The sequence below is a fragment of the Cryobacterium mannosilyticum genome (genome assembly GCF_004402705.1).
In the GTDB taxonomy this organism is placed as follows: Bacteria; Actinomycetota; Actinomycetes; order Actinomycetales; family Microbacteriaceae; genus Cryobacterium; species Cryobacterium mannosilyticum.
This window is the reverse complement of record NZ_SOFM01000033.1, coordinates 1-16,720: the sequence shown is the minus strand read 5'-3', so window position 1 is coordinate 16,720 and position 16,720 is coordinate 1. Positions and strand designations below refer to the sequence as shown.

Annotated in this window: 13 protein-coding genes; 3 read left to right on the top strand and 10 right to left on the bottom strand. The window is 69.7% G+C overall.

Features of this window, described 5'->3' with window-relative positions:
• Positions 1-149 precede the first annotated feature (149 nt).
• A complete protein-coding gene (locus E3O32_RS11375; RefSeq protein ID WP_134509592.1) occupies positions 150-923 on the top strand; it encodes an endonuclease/exonuclease/phosphatase family protein in 774 nt (257 codons plus the stop codon).
• A 37-nt stretch (positions 924-960) separates the two neighbouring features.
• On the opposite strand, the gene E3O32_RS11370 is transcribed toward E3O32_RS11375, so the two are convergent.
• The gene (locus E3O32_RS11370) at positions 961-1,305 is read right to left on the bottom strand and encodes an A1S_2505 family phage non-structural protein (RefSeq protein WP_134509591.1); all 345 of its coding nucleotides are present in this window, start codon (positions 1,303-1,305) and stop codon (positions 961-963) included.
• 82 nt (positions 1,306-1,387) lie between these two features.
• Positions 1,388-2,365, bottom strand: coding sequence for an NAD(P)H-quinone oxidoreductase (locus tag E3O32_RS11365; protein WP_134509590.1), 978 nt, complete (start codon positions 2,363-2,365; stop codon positions 1,388-1,390).
• Positions 2,366-2,595: 230 nt separating this feature from the next.
• Here E3O32_RS11365 and E3O32_RS11360 point away from each other — a divergent pair, with 230 nt between their 5' ends.
• Complete coding sequence (locus E3O32_RS11360) at positions 2,596-7,467, top strand: NAD-glutamate dehydrogenase (protein WP_134509589.1); 4,872 nt, start codon at positions 2,596-2,598, stop codon at positions 7,465-7,467.
• A gap of 193 nt (positions 7,468-7,660) precedes the next feature.
• On the opposite strand, the gene E3O32_RS11355 is transcribed toward E3O32_RS11360, so the two are convergent.
• The 5 genes from E3O32_RS11355 to E3O32_RS17285 form a co-directional block, all read right to left on the bottom strand.
• Positions 7,661-8,290: an MBL fold metallo-hydrolase gene (locus E3O32_RS11355; RefSeq protein ID WP_134509588.1), complete on the bottom strand. Its 630-nt coding sequence runs from the start codon at positions 8,288-8,290 to the stop codon at positions 7,661-7,663.
• Positions 8,290-9,384 (bottom strand): S-(hydroxymethyl)mycothiol dehydrogenase, encoded by a 1,095-nt coding sequence (locus E3O32_RS11350; RefSeq protein WP_134509587.1) that lies wholly within the window; start codon positions 9,382-9,384, stop codon positions 8,290-8,292. The genes E3O32_RS11355 and E3O32_RS11350 overlap by 1 nt, the downstream gene beginning before the upstream one ends.
• Positions 9,385-9,723: 339 nt before the next feature.
• Complete coding sequence (locus E3O32_RS11345) at positions 9,724-10,575, bottom strand: potassium channel family protein (protein WP_166790838.1); 852 nt, start codon at positions 10,573-10,575, stop codon at positions 9,724-9,726.
• Between the two features lie 179 nt (positions 10,576-10,754).
• A complete protein-coding gene (locus tag E3O32_RS17290) occupies positions 10,755-10,916 on the bottom strand; it encodes a GyrI-like domain-containing protein (RefSeq protein ID WP_166790837.1) in 162 nt (53 codons plus the stop codon).
• A gap of 179 nt (positions 10,917-11,095) precedes the next feature.
• Positions 11,096-11,242 carry a hypothetical protein gene (locus tag E3O32_RS17285; protein WP_166790836.1) on the bottom strand — a complete coding sequence of 49 codons (147 nt, stop codon included), beginning with the start codon at positions 11,240-11,242 and terminating at the stop codon, positions 11,096-11,098.
• Between E3O32_RS17285 and E3O32_RS11340 the strand changes: the two genes are divergently transcribed.
• Positions 11,214-11,942 carry a DarT ssDNA thymidine ADP-ribosyltransferase family protein gene (locus E3O32_RS11340; protein WP_166790835.1) on the top strand — a complete coding sequence of 243 codons (729 nt, stop codon included), beginning with the start codon at positions 11,214-11,216 and terminating at the stop codon, positions 11,940-11,942. The two genes, E3O32_RS17285 and E3O32_RS11340, sit on opposite strands and share 29 nt — an antisense overlap.
• Positions 11,943-12,003: 61 nt before the next feature.
• On the opposite strand, the gene E3O32_RS11335 is transcribed toward E3O32_RS11340, so the two are convergent.
• The 3 genes from E3O32_RS11335 to E3O32_RS11325 form a co-directional block, all read right to left on the bottom strand.
• Positions 12,004-13,434 carry a short-chain fatty acid transporter gene (locus E3O32_RS11335; RefSeq protein WP_134509583.1) on the bottom strand — a complete coding sequence of 477 codons (1,431 nt, stop codon included), beginning with the start codon at positions 13,432-13,434 and terminating at the stop codon, positions 12,004-12,006.
• Between the two features lie 197 nt (positions 13,435-13,631).
• Positions 13,632-15,911 carry a putative bifunctional diguanylate cyclase/phosphodiesterase gene (locus E3O32_RS11330; RefSeq protein WP_134509582.1) on the bottom strand — a complete coding sequence of 760 codons (2,280 nt, stop codon included), beginning with the start codon at positions 15,909-15,911 and terminating at the stop codon, positions 13,632-13,634.
• 87 nt (positions 15,912-15,998) lie between these two features.
• Positions 15,999-16,553, bottom strand: coding sequence for an MOSC domain-containing protein (locus tag E3O32_RS11325; RefSeq protein WP_134509581.1), 555 nt, complete (start codon positions 16,551-16,553; stop codon positions 15,999-16,001).
• Positions 16,554-16,720: the final 167 nt, after the last annotated feature.

Sequence of the window (16,720 nt, the reverse complement as noted above, 5' to 3'; positions counted from 1 at the left end):
CGGCCCGGCCCGCCGGCCCGGCCCGTCGGCCCAGCCCGCCGGGCCGGAGCCGGGCCGCCGAGCGGTTGCCGCCGGAGACTCGATTGGATGTTCTGCACCGGGGAAACGTAGGCTGGAAGCCCATCCATCGAGTCGGAAACAGGTCTGCCGTGAGGGTCATCAGCTACAACCTCCGCAAGAACCGTGCCAGCAGTGAGCTCAGTACGCTGGACGAGCAATACGAGCCCGACCTCCTCTGCCTGCAGGAGTGCGACACGCTCGAGCTGCCCGCCGAGATCGGCCTGTTGCACCTGGCCGACTCCACCCTGACGAACCGGCTCGGCCTCGCGATCTACTACCGCAAGGACCGGTTCGAGGCGGTCACGACGCAGGCGTTCGCACTCAAGAAGTCCCTGCACGACCGGCTGCTCACCCCCGCCCACGAGCGTCTGATCGGCACCCGGCTGATCGACCGGGTCGCCGACCGGGAACTTGTCGTCGCCTCGTTCCACGCCGCACCACTCACCGCGCTGAACTCCCTCCGCCGCAACCAGATCCAGTCGGCGCACGAGGAGTTGAACCTGCTCGGGCCGGGGCTGCCCACCCTGATGGTCGGCGACTACAACTACCCGATCTTCAAGCGCAACCTCGGCGACAAGATCAACAAGTCCGGCTACGACCTCACCCTGAGCGACTCCCGCACCTACACCCGGTACAAGTTCTTCCGCGGGCACTTCGACCTTGCCACCTCCACCGGACTCACCATCGACAACGTCGAGACGCTGCCGCAGGGCACTTCCGACCACATGCCGATCCTCGTCACGTCCACCTACACCGACGAGTCTGTGCACGAGACGGTGCGGCAGACCGCCCGGCAGGCACTGCGCGAGGCCGATGGCGCGGCGAGGACCTCGGCGGGCGTACCGGAGGAGTTCGACATCTAGTCGGGCGCCGGGCTGGCTGTCCTGGTCATCCGCCCCGTCAGCGGAAACGCTCGGGCAGCACCACGTTCGCCCCTGCCCCACGGAACAACGGCGCGACCTCGGCGGGGGAGTAGCCGGCGATTCCGCAGCCGACCTCCGTGACCAGGAACCTGAGTTCCGGATGCTCGGCCGCGAACCCGAGGAACACCGCCGCCTCCGCGGCGAGCGTCTCGAACCCGCTCATCGTGTCGATCGCATAGGACTGGCCGTGCAGGCCGTGCCCCTCGCCCCAGATCGCGCCGAATCGCTCCAACGCCGTGGCGGCCGCCCCGCCGGCGTGCCAGCCGGCGGCGTTGGAGCCGAACACGAAGACCTCGCCTGGTTCCAGCTGGGTGATCATCATGCCCGCCAGTGTAGAGCGGTGGTCAACCCGGCCGGTGGTCGAGCTGCCGGTGGTCGAGCCTGTCGACACCCTGCACTCGCCGTCAGGGCACCAGCACGATCTTGCCCACGTGAGCGGATGCCTCCATCCGGCGGTGCGCGTCCGCCGCCTCGGCGAACGAGAACCGGCTGTCGATGACCGGGTGGAAGGCTCCGGACTCGAGCCAGGGCCAGACATCCGTCAGCAGCCCGCGGATGATCGCGGCCTTCTCCGCGAACGGGCGGGCGCGCAGCGTGGTGCCCCAGTAACGGCCGCGCTTCTGCATCAGGTGGAACGGGTTGAAGCTCGCGTTCTCGCCGCTCTGGTTGGCGATCACCATGATGCGCCCGTTCACGGCGAGCGCCTCCACATTGCGTGCCGCATAGGAGCCGCCGATGATGTCGAGAATCACGTCGGCGCCGTGCGAGTCGGTCGCGGTGGCGATCTCCGCGGCGAAATCCTGTTCGCGGTAGTCGATCAGGATCTCGGCGCCGAGGCTGCGGCACACGGCCAGCTTCTTGGCCGACCCGGCCGTCACGGCCACCCGCGCGCCGGCCAGCCTACCCAGCTGGATCGCGGTGGTGCCGATGCCGCTGGCGCCGCCGTGCACGAGCAGGGTCTCGCCGGCGGCAAGGCCGGCGCTCATGAACACGTTGGACCACACGGTGGCCAGCGTCTCGGGCAGCCCGGCCGCGTCGACGAGATCGACCGAGTCCGGAACCGGCAGGGCCAGCTCTTCGTGCACCACGGCCTCGGTGGCGTAGCCGCCTCCCGCGAGCAGGGCGCAGACCCGGTCGCCGACCGCGAACCGGGTCGCCTCGGGCCCGACTTCGGTCACCACGCCGGACACCTCGAGCCCGGGCCACCCCGGCGCCCCGGCCGGCGAGGGGTAGGCGCCGAGGCGTTGGGCCACGTCCGCGCGGTTCACGCCGGCCGCGGCCACCTGAATCCGGATGTCCCTGGCTCCGACGCTGAGGTCGGCGACGGTGCTGAGCGTGAGGGCTTCGGGTCCCCCGGGGGTTTCGACGATGATTGCGCGCATCGGGTCAGCCTACGCTCGGTCTCTGGCACCTGGCGTGCGGTGTGTCGAACCTCGACAGGCTCGATCACCGGTGCATCGCCACCCGATCCAGCACTGCCCGGTGGTTCGGTGCGCGGAAGCCCGCCGACGAATCTACGATGGTAGACAGGGGGCGTGGCAGTCGCATGCCCCGGATCGTGCGCACGTAATACCGCAATGACGCGGAGATTTTCTGATGGAGGCTTAATTCAATGACGTCTGAGTCCACCCGCACCGGGCAATCCCCGGCAGGCAGCACACTCGACGCTTTCCTGGGCGACTACTACGAGCACCTGGCCCGTGAAGACGCCCAGAACTACCCCACCGATCTGCTCCGGGAGCGGGCCATCCGCCATTGGGAGGTCGCCCGGAGCCGCACGCCCCACACCCCGAACATCCAGATCGAGAACGAAGCCGGCCGCAGCGTCGTCTACATCGTCACCGATGACATGCCGTTCCTGGTGGATTCGGTCACCGCCGAACTCGTGCGCCAGCACTCGGCCATCCACCTCGAGGTGCACCCGCTCCTCGTCGTCACCCGGGACCGTGACACCAACGAGCTGGTCGGCGTCAGCCGGGTGCACGGGGGCGACGGTGCCCGTCCGGGTGCCGCCGACGAGACCGTCACCCAGGTCGAGTCGTGGATCGCGATCGAGATCGAAACCGCCGGCAACGAGGCCCGAGCCTCCCTCGTCGCCGGGCTGGCAAAGGTGCTCGGTGACGTGCGCGCCGCGAACGAGGACTGGCAGGCCATGCGCACGAAGGCCCTGCAGATCGCCGACGACCTCGGCCACGTCGCCCACGCCGAGGGCATCCAGGAGATCAAGCAGGCGCAGGACCTGCTGCGCTGGCTCGACCGCGACAACTTCACCTTCCTCGGCTACCGGGAGTACGACCTGGAGACCATCGACGGAGAAGATGTGCTGAGCATCCGTGACGGAAGCGGCCTGGGGCTGCTGCGTTCCATGGACGACGGCCACCAGATCCAGCATCTGACGGATGCCGGCCGGCTCAAGGCGCGCGAGCGCAGCGCCCTGGTCATCACCAAGGCGAACTCGCGCTCGAGCGTGCACCGGCCCGCCTACTTCGACTACATCGGAATCAAGAGCTTCGACGCGGACGGGAACGTGACCGGCGAGCAACGCTTCATCGGCCTGTTCGCGGCCACGGCGTACACGAGCTCGGTGCGTGATGTGCCGATCCTGCGTGAGAAGGTCGACGCCGTGATGGACCAGGCCGGGTTCCCGCCCGGTTCGCACAGCGGCAAGGAACTGCTCGGCATCCTGGAAACCTACCCCCGCGACGAGTTGTTCCAGATCGACATGCCCACCCTGTTCAGCACCGCGCTGGCGATCCAGCGGCTGCAGGAGCGGCGCCGCACCCGGCTCTTCCTCCGGCCGGACGTCTACGGCCGGTTCATGACCGCGCTGGTCTACTTCCCCCGCGACCGGTACACCACGGCCGTGCGGCTGCGGATCGAGAAGGAGCTGCGGGACACCTTCCACGCGGAGTCCGTCGACTTCGAGGCCCGGATGACCGAGTCGGCGCTGGCCCGGCTGTTCTTCCGGATCCGGCTGCAGAAGAACGACACGGTCGGCGTCGTCGACGCCGCCGCGCTCGAGCACCGGCTGGTGATGGCCGTGCGGTCCTGGCCCGAGGGGATCGGCGAGAAACTGCGCGAGAGCCACCCGCTGGACGAGGCGGAGCGGCTCTCCGAGCTGTGGGCGGAGGCGTTCCCCGCCAGCTACCGGGTGGACTACGAGCTCGAAGAGGCCCTGGCGGACATCGGGCGGTTCGAGGACGGCGCCGCGGCGGCCGCGGCGGCGACTGCCGCCGGCACCGGCCCGGCCCGGCCTGCCCTGCACGTCTACCTGCCGACCGGAGCGGGCGCCGGCGACACCGTCACCGACGCCGACGACGGGAGCACCGCCGGACGCGGCGCCACGGTCGAGGATGCCCGGGTGAAGCTCTACATGATGGAGCCGAAGAGCCTGAGCCAGATTCTCCCGTTCCTGCAGAACCTCGGCATCGAGGTGCTCGACGAAGTTCCGTTCGAGATCAAAACCGCCGACGGCCGGGACTTCTACCTCTACGACCTGGGCCTGACCTACCCGGCCGGCGTCGACCCGATCGCCACCGGCGCCCTGCTGGCGGACTCCTTCGGCGCCGCCGTCAGCGGTGCCGCCGAGTCGGACGGCCTCGACCGGCTGGTCCTCACCGAGGGCATGCCCTGGCACCGGGTCGTCATCCTGCGCAGCTACGCCAAGTACCTGCGCCAGGCCGGCAACACGAACTCCTACGGCTTCGTCGCCGACACCTTGCTCGCCAACCCGACCGTGACCGGCGGGCTGGTCTCCCTGTTCGAGGCCCGGTTCGACCCCGACCTGGGCGAGGACGAACGCATCCGTCGCTCGGAGGAGATCCGCGGCCAGCTGACCGTGGCGATGGAGCAGGTCGCCACCCTCGACGCCGACCGGATCCTGCGCACCCTGATCAACCTGATCGAGGCGACCCTGCGCACGAACTACTTCCAGGGCAAGCCCTACCTCAGCGTGAAACTCGACCCGACGGCGATCGAACTGCTGCCGTTCCCGCGGCCCAGGTACGAGATCTGGGTGTACTCCCCGCGGGTGGAGGGCGTGCACCTGCGCTTCGGCAAGGTCGCCCGCGGCGGGCTGCGCTGGTCGGACCGGCGGGAGGACTTCCGCACCGAGGTGCTCGGCCTGGTCAAGGCGCAGACGGTGAAAAACGCGGTGATCGTGCCGACCGGAGCGAAGGGCGGATTCTTCGCCAAGCAGCTCCCCGACCCGGCCGTCGACCGTGCCGCCTGGATGGCCGAGGGCGTCGAAAGCTACAAGACCTTCATTCGCGGGCTGCTCGACCTCACCGACAACCTCGTCACGACCGCCGACGGCGAGCAGCTGGTGCCGCCGGCCCGGGTGGTGCGCCACGACGACGACGACTCCTACCTGGTGGTCGCCGCCGACAAGGGAACGGCGACGTTCTCCGACATCGCGAACGGGCTGGCCGCCGAATACGGTTTCTGGCTCGGCGACGCGTTCGCCTCCGGCGGTTCGATCGGCTACGACCACAAGGTGATGGGCATCACCGCCCGCGGCGCCTGGGAGTCGGTCAAGCGCCACTTCAGCGAGCTGGGCGTCGACACCCAGACCGAGGACTTCACCGTCGTCGGCGTCGGCGACATGTCCGGGGACGTGTTCGGCAACGGCATGCTCCTCTCCGAACACATCCAGCTGATCGCGGCGTTCGACCACCGCCACATCTTCCTGGACCCGAACCCGGATCCCGCCGCATCCTTCGCCGAACGGCGCCGGCTGTTCGCCCTGCCGCGCTCGTCGTGGGCCGACTACTCCGCGAGCCTGATCAGCGCCGGCGGCGGGATCTTCCCGCGGCAGGCGAAGGTCGTGCCGATCTCCCCTGAGGTGCGGGTGGCGCTCGGGCTGCCCGACGGCACCACCCAGCTGAGCCCGCCGGAACTCCTCCGGGCGATCCTGATGGCGCCCGCCGACCTGCTCTACAACGGCGGGATCGGCACCTATGTCAAGGCCAGCACGGAGACCGCCGCGCAGGTCGGCGACAAGGCCAACGACGCCATCCGGGTGGACGGCCGTGACCTGCGGGTCAGGGTCGTCGGCGAGGGCGGGAACCTCGGCCTGACCCAGCGGGGCCGGATCGAGGCTGCCCTGAAGGGCGTGATCCTCAACACCGACGCGATCGACAACTCGGCCGGGGTCGACTGCTCGGACCATGAGGTGAACATCAAGATCTTCGTCGACCGGATGGTCGTGGCGGGCAAGCTCGCCGAGGAGGACCGGGCGGAGTTCCTCGCCGACATGTCCGATGAGGTGGGCCGGCTGGTGCTCGAGGACAACATCGACCAGAACATCCTGCTGCTCAACGACCGGGTGAAGGTGGCCACCTGGAGTCCCAGCTACGAACGGCTGATGGACCGGCTGGAGGCGACCGGAGAGCTCAAACGCGACCTCGAGGCGCTGCCGACGACGCTGGTGCTGCGGGACCGGCTCGAACAGGGCCTCGGCCAGGGCCTCACGTCGCCCGAGCTGTCGGTGCTCGCGGCGTACGCCAAGATCGACCTGGCCACCTCGCTGCGCGACAGCGACCTGGCCGACGACCCGTGGTTCGGCCGCACCCTGCGCGGGTACTTCCCCCGGCAGCTGCGGGAGCGCTTCGATGCCGACCTGGACACGCATCCGCTGCGCCGGGAGATCATCTCCACGGTCGTCGCGAACGACATGATCAACCTCGGCGGGGTGACCTTCGCGTTCCGGGCGATCGAGGAGACCTCGGCCAACCAGGCCACAGTGGCACGGGCGTTCGTGGCCCTGCGGGAGATCTTCGAGCTCGACGTGATGGTCGACGAACTGAACGCGCTTCCGTCGTCGTTCCCGACCGAGCACTGGACCGCGATCCACCTGGACATGCGCCGGCTGCTCGACCGGGCGGTGCGCTGGCAGGTCAACCAGGGTGCGGCACGGCCGGTGGGCGAGGTCGTCGCCCAGTACAAGCCGCAGATCGACCAGGTTCGGGCCCGGCTGGTGGACTACCTGCAGGGCGGCGACCTGAGACGGGTGAAGGCGCTGCTGGCCACGGCGAAGGCGTGGGGGCTCCCCGAGGACCTCGGCCGGCGCTGGGCCGAGCTGTTCGAGGTGTTCGCGCTGCTCGACGTGGCGAAGGTGGCGGCGAACCTGGACCTGCCGATGGCCGATGTCGCGGCCGTGTACTACACGGTCTACGACCGGTTCGGCGTGGACAACCTGCTCGAACGCATCACCGCGCTGCCGAGGAAGGACCGGTGGCAGGCCCTGGCCCGCGCCGCTCTCCGCGACGACCTGTACTCGACCGTCGCCGACATGACTGCGGCCGTGCTGGCCGAGACGGATGCCGGCAACGCCGACCTGCGCGTGCTGGCCTGGGAGGCCCTCAATGCCGAGCAGCTCGGCCGGGCCCGGAGCGTGTTCGAGGAGGTCAACGCCCTCGGCCAGGACGACATCGCGTCCCTCTCCGTCGTGGTGAGGCTGATGCGCTCGATCGTGCGCCGCTGACCGGCCCGCGCCGGCCTCCGAGGTGGCTAACTCAGGAGAACCGGCCCCGGGCGGGCAGGTTGGCCGCGGAAAGACGCGGCCGGTTCTGGCGCCGGGCCGGGATCTCCTGAGTTAGCCACCTGCCGGGCGGTGGGGCGGATGCGGGGGCGGGGCGGATGCCGGGGGGCGCCGCGGTCCGCCGCAGCCGCCGCGGTCAGTGGCCGCGGGCGATCCAGTCGGGGAGTCGGGCGGCCTCGGCGCCGATCGTGGTCTGCTCGCCGTGGCCGGTGAGCACGACGGTCTCCGGCGGGAGGGTGAGCAGCTTCGTGCTGATCGACTCGAGGATCGTGGGGAAGTCGCTGAACGAGCGGCCGGTGGCGCCCGGACCGCCGGCGAACAAGGTGTCCCCGCTGAACACGGTGCCGAGCGCCGGCGCGTAGAAGCAGACCGCGCCGGGGGAGTGGCCGGGCGTGTGCAGCACCTGCAGGTCGATGCCGCCGACGGGAATCACCTGGCCGTCGTCGAGCGGGCGGCTGGGCGGGGCATCCGGGTAGACCCGGTCCCAGAGCACCATGTCGTCGGGGTGCAGGTGGGTCGGGGCGGTGCGCGCGGCCTGCACCTCTGCGGCGGCGCCGATGTGGTCGTCGTGAGCATGGGTGCAGAGGATGCCGACCAGCTTGCGGTCGCCGACCGCCTCGAGGATCGCCTGGGCGTCGTGTGCGGGGTCGATGACCACGCACTCGGTGTCGTCGCCGACGATCCAGACGTTGTTGTCCACGGCCCAGGTGCCGCCGTCGAGGCTGAACGAGCCGGAGGTGACGAGGTGGTCGATGTGCGCCGCCATCAGAGCACCACGACCGAGCGGAGGACCTCGCCGCGGGCCATCTTGCCGAAGGCCTCCTCGATGTGGCCGATGCCGATCCGTTCGCTGACGAACTGGTCGAGCGGCAGCCGGCCCTGCAGGTAGAGGTCGGTGAGCATCGGGAAGTCCCGCTCGGGCAGGCAGTCGCCGTACCAGGACGACTTGAGTGCCCCGCCGCGGCCGAACACGTCGAGCAGCGGGATTTCCAGCATCATCTCGGGGGTGGGCACGCCCACCAGCACCACTGTGCCGGCCAGGTCGCGGGCGTAGAACGCCTGCCGCCACGTCTCGGGGCGGCCGACCGCGTCGATGGCGACGTCGGCGCCGAAGCCGCCGGTCAGCGCCTGCACGGCCGCGACGACGCCGGCCTCGTCGAGGTTCGACGAGTCGATCGTGTGCGTCGCGCCGAGCTGCTGCGCCTTGGCGAGCTTCTTCGCGTCGCGGTCGATCGCGATGATCACGGATGCCCCGGCCAGCCGGGACCCGACGATCGCCGCGTTGCCGACGCCGCCGCATCCGATCACGGCTACCGAGTCACCGTGGCTCACGTTGCCCGTGTTCATGGCGGCGCCGATCCCGGCCATGATGCCGCAGCCGAGGAGGCCGACCGCCGCGGGGTCCGCCGCAGGGTTGACCCTGGTGCACTGCTTCGCGTGCACGAGGGTCTTCTCGGCGAACGCGCCGATGCCGAGCGCGGGGCTCAGCTCGGTGCCGTCGGTGAGCGTCATCTTCGAGGTGGCGTTGAAGGTGTTGAAGCAGTACCAGGGTTCGGCCCGTGTGCAGGCCCGGCACTCGCCGCAGACCGCACGCCAGTTCAGCACGACGAAGTCGCCGACCTCGACGTTGGTGACGCCGGCACCGACGACGCTGACCCGGCCGGCGGCCTCGTGGCCGAGCAGGAAGGGGAAGTCGTCGTTGATGCCGCCCTCCCTGTAGTGGAAGTCGGTGTGGCAGACGCCGCAGGTTTCGATGTCGACGATGACCTCGCCGGGGCCGGGATCGGGAATCACGATGTCGACGAGCTCAACGGGTGCGCCCTTCGATCGAGCGATGACGCCTTGAACGGTCGTCGACATGGAACTCCAAATCTTCGCCTCCGCAGGCGATCAGGGAATCCAGCCAGACTACCCACACGCGCTGGCACGGGGCCGTGCGGCGGTGAATCGGGCGGCGCGGCTCAGGCCGCGCGGCTCAGGCGGCGAATTCCTCGCAGTGGCTGCACCACCAATGCCCGGCGACGGGCTCCATGATCTCGAAGCAGGAAATGCAGGTTGGTCTGGGCAACAGTTCGTCGGGTGTCATGGTGACGCTCAATTTCGCAAAAAGACCGCGACTCCCCAGCCCGAAACGGACATTCGCTCATCTTCAGGATAGGCAGGCCGGGAACCTCCTGTCCAGAGTCGCCCGCCTCGTCGTCAGTCGGTATCGGCGCTCGGAGTCGCGGCGCCTGAGCCGCCAGCCGCCCCGCTGGTGGCCCCGTTGGCCGCCCCGTCGACGGCCTGTCCCTGCGACTCCGAGCGCCCCGCGACGAGCCGTGCGACCATGGCCTTGAGCTCGGCGATCTCGGCCGTGAGGATGTCGAGCTTGTCCTCGCTGAGGTCGAGTTCGGCCTTGATCTCCTCCTCGGCCGCGCGGTTGGCCGAGGCGAACCAGGCGGCGATGAACGCGGTCAGCGTGCCGATGAGGGCGATCCCGGTGGCGACGAGGCCCACCGTGACGAGCCGCCCCTCGGCGGTCACCGGGTAGAGGTCGCCGAATCCCACGGTGGCCATCGTGACGAACGACCACCACCAGCCCTCCCAGACCGAGTGGATGTTCGCTCCGACCGCGCCTCGCTCGGCATCCGTGACCGCGAGCCCGGCGATGAACCAGACGGAGACCGCCGTCACGGCCGCGTAGGTCATCACCCGGTTCTTGAGTTTCTTGCTCACCCGACGGGCGGAGAGGATGACGATCGAGAGCACGCGCAGGGCCCGAAGCGGACGGAACAGCGGCAGAACGACCACGACCAGGTCGAGCAGGTGGGTGCGCACGAAACGCAGCCGGTCGTGCGCGAGCGACAGGCGCACGATGAAGTCGACGGCGAAGGCCGCCCAGGTGCCGATCTCGATCCATTCGAGCAGCAGCCGCCAGCCCGGGCCGATCTCCGGAGCCACGATCGGCGCCGCGTAGGCCAGCAGGAACGCGAAGCCGAGCACCAGCAGCGGTCGGTCGGTGGACTGCTCCCAGCGCTGGCTCCGGGTCAGCGGCACCTCATGTTCGGCCACCCGACGCCTCCTGACCGGCCTCCGTTGGCCACTGCGCCCGGCCGCCGCTCCGGGGTGGAGAGTCGGCCCCGCGGGCCCTGGTCCGCGCGGCGTGTTGATCCCATCGTATTCCGCGGCAGCCCTCATCCGGCCGCGATGTGCCGGGGCGGGTGGCGGGAACGGCCGCCGGTTCGGGCGGGTCAGGCCAGCGGGAACACGATCCGGGTCTGCCACTTCGCGGGGTCCGACTCGCTGTCGGGTCCGACCAGGTATTCCTCCCACATGTCGCCGGCCGTGGCGAGCTTCTCCGCCGAAATGTAGTCCGGGGGCAGGGACGCGGGTAGAGCAGGTGTGCCCGCCAATTGCCCGGATCGGTCACCGTTCGGGCCGAAACCCCCGTACCGTTGATATGTGGTCTTCGAGCATGGGTCTTGAAGCGGTGGGGGCCACGAAATACGAAAGGTTTATTTCGCTTGAGCGACGAATGTATCCACGGACTTGAAGGCGGGCTCTGCGCCCTGTGTTTCCCGAAAGCCGCCCCTCAAATCGCGGCGACCGTGCCGGCGCCCCGGGCCAGCCGGGCGAAGGCCTCCCGCGCCCCCTCGTTGCGGAGCTCGCCGTCACCGCGGACGGTGACGCTGGGAGCGCCGAAGCCGCCCGTGGCGACCAGGGTGGTCGGCGCGGCCAAGGCCGTCGCCGACAATGTCGGCGAGCAGCGCATCTATCACGTCACCCACATTCGCAACCTGGCCGGCATCCTCGAGAGCGGCGCGCTGCTGGCCGACATGAGTGAGGCGTGGACCACGCGCCCGGTCGTCGACATCTCCTCGGCGCCGAACCGGGATGCCCGCCGCACCGCGTTGGTCTCCGGCGACGGCAGCTCGAGCGTGGCCGGCTACGTGCCGTTCTTCCTCTCGCCGAACGCCCGGCTCTGGGACGGTCTCCTCACCGGCACGGCGGATCCCCGACTCTCCGTCGACGCGCACACCGCCGAGATCTTCGATTTCGTCATCCTGGTCAGCACGGTCAAGAAGCTCCGTGACGCCCAGGCCGCGGCCGAGGACGCCGGCGCCGACGACGCATCCGACGCGGCGGTCGCGGTGACCGACGGCGACGCCGCCGGCGCCCTGACCCGGATCAGCGCGACCCCGGAGACCTCCGACTCCCTGCTCCGCCGCCTGCGCGCGGATGCGGAATCCGACGGGATCCTCCGCGCCGAACTGCTCGTCGCCGAGACGTTCCCGTTCGACCTGGTCACTCTGGTCGGCGTTGCCAACGATAAGGTGCGCGACGAGGTGCGGGGCATCCTCGCCGCCTCGACGCATAAGCCCAAGGTTGCCGTCTACCCGCCGTGGTTCCACGCCGCCGAGGCGACGGCCGCGCTGTAGCGCACGGCTTCGTCGCCCCCGACGCCGGCCGGGCACAGGCCCGGCCGGGGCACAGGCCCGGTCAGGGAAGGACGGGGGCGACGAACGCGAACGTCTCGCCGAGCAGCCAGACGAGCACGAGCACGACCGGCAGGTGGAAGATGAACTGCAGGAAGGTGAACCCCACGAGGTCCCTGGCCTTGAGCCCGAGAACGGCGAGCAGGGGGAGCATGAAGAACGGGTTGACCAGGTTGGGCAGCGCCTCGGCCACGTTGTAGATCTGCACCGTCCAGCCCAGGTTCATCTGGACATCCGTCGCCGACTGCATCACGTAGGGTGCCTCGACCAGCCACTTGCCGCCGCCGGAGGGCACGAAGACGCCCAACACCACGGTGTACAGGGCGATGATCACGGCGAAACCGCCGCCACCGCCGATCGAGGTGAAGAATTCGGCCAGGTGCTCCGAGACGGTGAGGCCGCCGTTGCCCACCGCCCGGGTGAGGATCGCCGCCATCGCGGCGTAGAGCGGGAACTGCACCAGGATGCCGGCGGTCGCCGGAACCGCCTTCGACACGGCCTGGAGGAAGTTGCGTGGTGTCCCGTGCAGCACCAGGCCGAGCATGAGGAACACCAGCAGGTACCCGTTCAGGCTGCTCACCACGGTGAGGATCGGCAGGGTGAGCAGCTGGGAGACCAGCCAGCCGAGGGTGAGCAGGCCGGCGAGGATCGGCAGGATGCGGCTGTACTCGAGCCATTCGCCCGGGCGCGTGCGCGGTGCCGCCGGAACCGGCGTGTCGTCGAGGTCGACGCCGAGATCGAGCGCAGTGCGGATGGCGTCGCCGCGCGGCGCCGAGAAGTGCGCCACGGCCACGGTGAGGGCGATGATGACGGCGCACATGGTGAGCGACTGCCAGGTGAAAATGGTGCTGCCGAAGTCGAGGATCCCGGTGACCGCGAGCAGGGCCGGCGGCAGCGATGCGGCGGTCGCCTGCAACTGCGCAGCCGACGAGGACATGCCGAGCGCCCACACGGCGCCGAGCCCCATGAAGGCGGCGGCGCCGAGCGCCCGATAGTCGACGCGCAGGTCGGCGCGGCGGGCGATGGCACGGGCGAGCAGCCCGCCGAAGATGAGGCTGAGCCCCCAGTTCACGAATGAGACGGACATCGAGAGCAGGGCCACGAAACTGACGGCGCTGGCCGCGGACCGCGGTACGGCGGCGAGGGTGCAGATAAGCCGGGCCACCGGCGGTGACGTGGCGACGACGTAGCCGGTGAGCACGACCATCGCCATCTGCAGGGTGAACGCGGTGAGGTCCCAGAAGCCGGTGCCAAAGGACTCGACGATGGTCTGCGGGGTGGAGCCGTTGGCCAGGGCGGCCAGGGCCACCAGGAACACGCCGACGAGAGCGAAGACGTAGGCGTCGGGGAACCACTTCTCGGTCCAGCGGGCGAGGGCCTGCGCCACGCGGGCCAGCCCCTTCTCGGTGCGGGTGTCGGGCAGGACGGAGGTCACGGAGGGTCTCTCTTCATTGAGCGATCGGTGCGACGAGTCGTGGCTCGGGCCGCGCCGGCATCTCAACCCGTTCGCGTACTGTCGCCCGAACGGGGGGTGACCCGCCATTGGCAGGCTAGGGGCGGAAGTGGCAGGAGTCAACTCGACAATGCCCTAGCGTCAACCTTATGTGCGGGTGTCAGACCGGTGCCGTGGATTCAGGGGGCTGAGTGCACTTCCTCCTCGGTCTCCTCGGTGCGGAAGGACGCCCCGCGGTCCGCGAGCCAGGCCACCAGTTCGCTGCCCGGCACCGGGCGGGAGATGAAGTAGCCCTGGGCCTGGTCGCAGCCGTAGAGCGACAGCTCGGACAGCGCGTCCGCGGTCTCCACACCCTCGGCCACCATCCGGAGATCGAGGGAGTGGGCCAGGTCGATCGTGGACGCCACCAGAGCGGCGGCGCGCGGGTCATCCTGCATCGGGGTGAGGAACGACCGGTCGAGCTTGAGCTCGTCGATCGGCAGGTCGCGAAGGTAGGCCAGCGAGCTGTACCCGGTTCCGAAGTCGTCGATCGAGATGCGCACTCCCGTCGCCCGCAGTCGGGTCAGGCTGGCACGGGCGAGGTCGTAGTCCTGCATCAGGTACTCCTCGGTGATCTCGAGGATGAGCACGGATGCCGGCAGCCCGCGGGCGTCGAGCATGGCGGCGATCCGCTCGGGCAGGGCAGCGTCGAGCAGGGAACTGGGGGACAGGTTGACGGAGATCGACAGTCGGATCTCCCGCAGCATCCACACCGCCGCCTGGTCGAGGGCCTGGGCGAGCAGCACGTGGGTCATCTCGTGCATCAACCCGGCCTCCTCGACCAGAGGCAGGAAATCCCCGGGCTGGAGCAGTCCGCGGCAGGGATGTTTCCAGCGCACAAGGGCCTCGACGCTCCGAATCTCGCCCGTGGCCAGTTCGAGCTTGGGCTGGTAGTACAGCACCAGCTGGTCGGTCTTGAGGGCGACCCGCAGCTCGTGCAGGGTGCGCAGCCGGGTGCCGAAGTCGCTGTCGTCGGCGCTGGTGTACACGTGGTAGCCGGCACGGGAGGACTTGGCCTTGTACATCGCCATGTCCGCCTTGCGCAGCAGCCCGCCCAGATCCTCGCCCTGGTCGGGGTAGCAGGCGATGCCGATGCTCATATTGGTGTGCAGGACGATGCCCTCCAGCATGAAGGTTTCGGCGATGGCCGCCCGCAGCACGATGGCCGTCACGATCGCGTCGTCCTGGTCGGCCGTCGCGAGAAGGACGGCGAACTCGTCACCGCCGAGCCTGGCGAGCATATCGCCCGGACCGAGCTGGCGGGTCAGCCGGAGGCCGACCTGGATCAGCAGACGGTCTCCGACGTCGTGGCCGAGGCTGTCGTTGACCTCCTTGAACCGGTCGAGGTCCATCAGGAGCAGGGCGGTGCCGGTGCGGCGCGCGGACGCCAGCCGCACCGTCGACTCGGAGTAGAGCGCCCGCCGGTTGGGCAGCCCGGTCAGTTCGTCGGTGCGGGCCTGGTGACGGAGCACACGCTGCCGGAAGGCCAGCGGCACGGTGGCCAGGGTCATCGTGAGCGCGGCGAGTACGACGGCGAGCGTCGACACGTGCGTGCGCGTGCCCACGATGAGCACGGCGAGCCCGGCGGCCGTGGCGAGGCCCGGCATGAGCAGGGCGGAGCCGGCGAGAGGGGTGCGGCTCCGGGAACCCTCCGGGCGGGCGGACGCGTGCACCCAGAGCGCGATCAGCGCCAGCCCGCCGGCCCAGGCGATCTCCAGCGGCGCGCGGGGGAGGGAGAGAGCGCCCGAATCGGTGAGGAAGTAGACGATGTCGGCGCCGGTGAACACGCCGAGGCCGGTGACCAGCAGCATCCACCGCCGGCCGACGAAGAGGCCGCGCGAGGTGGCCAGGCCCGCGAGAGTGGCCGCGAGGAGGATGTCCAGCACGGCATACGCGGTTACGATCGTGCCGCCGAGCGTTTCCGGGCCGTTCGTGGCTGACTCCGCCAGCGGGCCGAGCATCACGACCAGGAGGGTGGCCGTGCCGGACGCGCCGACGGCGCAGTCGAGCAGCACCGTGCGGGAGAGCCCCCGGAGTTGCCGGTGCACCAGCACGCCGAGCGCGCCCAGCATCAGCGTGTAGAAGACCAGGTAGCCCGCGTCGGCGGGTGACGGGAACGGCGGGACTCTGCTGTTGTGCACGACGAAGTAGAAATAGCTGTCGGCGACGGCGTTCACGGTGATCCCGGCCGTGGCGAGGAACATCTCGCCGCGCCGCTTGTCCACCCGCACCAGTGCCAGCCAGCAGATGATGGCGGGCACCCAGCGGGTGAGCGTCGCGGCCACGTTGTCGAAAACCTCGTTGTCGGCGTCGCCCTTCAGGACCAGACCGACCGTGTATGCCGCGAGCAGGGAGCCGAGCAGCCAGGCCGGCCAGCTCGCATGCCAGCGGAAGGCGGCGGCCAGCGCGGACTTCGTCATATATTGCACTTTCGCTCGCACTGGATCCCCTTGCTTCACCTTAGCGGCGCAGGCGGCCGCGGCTGCGTGCGCTCGCCGGGGAGAGGGTCAGACGACGCCGAGCGGCAGCTGCTCCCCGGCCGGCAATTCGACCCGGATCCGGTCGTGGGGAGCCACCGTTCCGCCCTGCACGACAATGCCCATCACACCGGCCTTGCGCACGACCCGGCCGGCGGCATCCGTGCTGATGAGTGTCTTCATCAGGCCTTTCTGGAAGCCGTTGATCTCGGAGCACGGGCTGCGCAGGCCCGTGATCTGCACAACCGCATCGTCACCGAGGTGCAGGCGGGCGCCGAGCGGAAGCGTGATCAGGTCGATGCCCCGGGTGGTGACGTTTTCGCCGAGTTCGCCGGGGGCAACCTGGTAGCCGAGGGCCGTCAGCTCGTCGAAGAGCTCGGCCGGGATGAGGTGCACCTGGGTGAGGTTGGGGGCGCTCGGGTCCCTGGTGACGAGGTAGCGGTGCTGCACGGTGGCCCCGGCGTGGGCGTCACCCTCGACGCCGAAACCTTCGATCAACCGGATGCTGCCGACGGCCGGCTTGCTGAACCGGTGCCGGTCATCGCGGCTCACCGACACCACCGTGTTCTGCCCACTCGGATTCATGCGCTCGAGTCTGCCATACCCAGGGTGCGTCAGCTCTCGGCGCAGGTTGGGGAAGCGGGCGCACGGCGGAGAGCGTGTTGATTATTGGAGGCTGGCGATCGAGGCCAGCGCTCAGTCCCATGTCGGATGTCGATGGGCTGGTGTCGGCGCGGGCGATCGGGCGCTGT

What these genes read in the sequence shown, in the direction of transcription:
- E3O32_RS11355 (WP_134509588.1), bottom strand. Translation starts at nt 8,290, where the DNA reads ATGGCGGCGCACATCGACCACCTCGTCACCTCCGGCTCGTTCAGCCTC.
- E3O32_RS11330 (WP_134509582.1), bottom strand. Translation starts at nt 15,911, where the DNA reads ATGACGAAGTCCGCGCTGGCCGCCGCCTTCCGCTGGCATGCGAGCTGG.
- E3O32_RS11360 (WP_134509589.1), top strand. Translation starts at nt 2,596, where the DNA reads ATGACGTCTGAGTCCACCCGCACCGGGCAATCCCCGGCAGGCAGCACA.
- E3O32_RS11370 (WP_134509591.1), bottom strand. Translation starts at nt 1,305, where the DNA reads ATGATGATCACCCAGCTGGAACCAGGCGAGGTCTTCGTGTTCGGCTCC.
- E3O32_RS11350 (WP_134509587.1), bottom strand. Translation starts at nt 9,384, where the DNA reads ATGTCGACGACCGTTCAAGGCGTCATCGCTCGATCGAAGGGCGCACCC.
- E3O32_RS11325 (WP_134509581.1), bottom strand. Translation starts at nt 16,553, where the DNA reads ATGAATCCGAGTGGGCAGAACACGGTGGTGTCGGTGAGCCGCGATGAC.
- E3O32_RS11365 (WP_134509590.1), bottom strand. Translation starts at nt 2,365, where the DNA reads ATGCGCGCAATCATCGTCGAAACCCCCGGGGGACCCGAAGCCCTCACG.